The organism is Desulfomonilia bacterium, from assembly GCA_036567785.1.
Taxonomy (GTDB): Bacteria; Desulfobacterota; Desulfomonilia; order UBA1062; family UBA1062; genus DATCTV01.
The window spans coordinates 1-1,699 of sequence record DATCTV010000046.1 but is presented as its reverse complement, the minus strand read 5'-3'; the positions used below and the strand labels follow the sequence as shown (position 1 = coordinate 1,699).

The window sequence follows — 1,699 nt, the reverse complement described above, 5'->3', positions numbered from 1 at the left end:
CACCAGCAGGTTACCCCAGACGACCGGGAAAGCAGCCGTGCAAGAGAATTCCACCAGGGATACGCCGGCGGCCAGCACCACAGTCGCACCGATCATCGCCCACAGATTTTCGCTGGAGCTCATGACTTTGCGCATTTTCTGGTAGATGCCGGGTTTCTGCGAATCCTGGATCGTCAGTGAAATGCCTTCTTTATAGAAAAAATAATCCTTCAGATTGATCAGCCCCAAAATCAGCGTAATGACCGCCACAACAATCTGGATCCATTTCAGGAAACTGACATAGGTCAGCAGCGTGAAAACACCGGTGATGAACAAAGCATAGATGCCTGCCGTGACGGTCAGAAAAATAAGACCGATCAGGATCGTCTTTTTCCGAGAATTCAGGTGCACCAGCATGGCGAGGAGCATCGTCAGTACCCATAAGGAACACGGATTGATGCCATCCACCAGACCGATCAGCACGGTACTGACAAAAAGCGAGCGGCTTGCCAAATCGACCGTTCCGATCAGCGGGACCTGAATTGTTGTGATCTGATCTGTCTGCGGCACCTCCAGGCTGACTTTGCCATCCGCGATGTCCTGCGCATCCACCATGCCGTGCGCTATGCCGTCTTCAATTGCCGCCTTCATGGCATCCCGTTTTTCCGGGCTGTAGCCGACCCAGTACTGCCGCCCGATAAAGGTCACCGGCACGCCGCTGGGTTCAAACAGGAAGGCTTGTGCGAATTTTTCAATGACAGGAATGTTCTCGGGATGTTTCCAGACTTCATACATATGAATGGCGAGCTTTTCGCCATACGTCTGTTTCATTTCATCCAGAAATACTTCTTCCTCCGCACAATGCGGGCAGCCGTCGCCATGGAAAAAATACAGATCGACCACTCCGTCGTTTTTCTGGAAGAGCGATCTTTCTGCTGCTGCGGGGACAACACACACTGCCAGCAAAACGCTCAGCGTCACAAAAAACAGGACGATCCGATGATAATTCTTTGCAGTATTCATCATAAAAACCTTCGGTATCTGAAAAAATTAACCATATTAAGCCTTTATTTTACCGTAAAACAAACTGACAGAATGCAGCGATTCATAAAGGGTGGAAAATTGTTGTTAGTACGGTTTCCTAGCGAGAAGGACATTAGCCTGATAATCTGTCATTACGATCATTCTGAAGGGGAGAAGCAATCTTTTCTTATGTACCATGGGATTGCTTCGCCCTTACAAGGATTGGCATAGCGATCTGTCATTGCGAGGAGGGCGCCAGCCCGACAAATCAATCTTTTCTCACGTACATACGGATTGCTTCGCCCCTACAATGATTGGAATGGCAATCTGTCATTGCGAGGAGGGTATAAGCCCGACGAAGCAATCTTTTCTCACATGTCAGGAGATTGCTTCGCCCTTGCAGGGCTCGCCCCTACAGGACTCACAAGCTCGCAATGACAAATTACGCCCCTGCTGCGCTCGCATGACAATCTGTCATTGCGAGGAGGGCGTCAGCCCGACGAAGCAATCTTTTCTCACAAGTCAGGAGATTGCTTCGCCCTTGCAGGGCTCGTCCCTACAGGACTCACAAGTTCGAAATGACAAACGTCGTCCATACGGGGCTCGCTTGGCAATCTGTCATTGCGAGGAGGGCGTCAGCCCGACGAAGCAATCTTTTCTCACAAGTCAGGAGATTGCTTCGCCCTTGCAGGGCTCG

General features: G+C 50.4%; 1 protein-coding gene. It reads right to left on the bottom strand.

Annotation, left to right across the window (positions count from 1 at the left end; translation table 11 throughout):
- Positions 1 to 1,005 (bottom strand): hypothetical protein (locus VIS94_13370; GenBank protein HEY9162061.1); only part of this gene is annotated, 1,005 nt, incomplete at its 3' end.
- Positions 1,006 to 1,699: the final 694 nt, after the last annotated feature.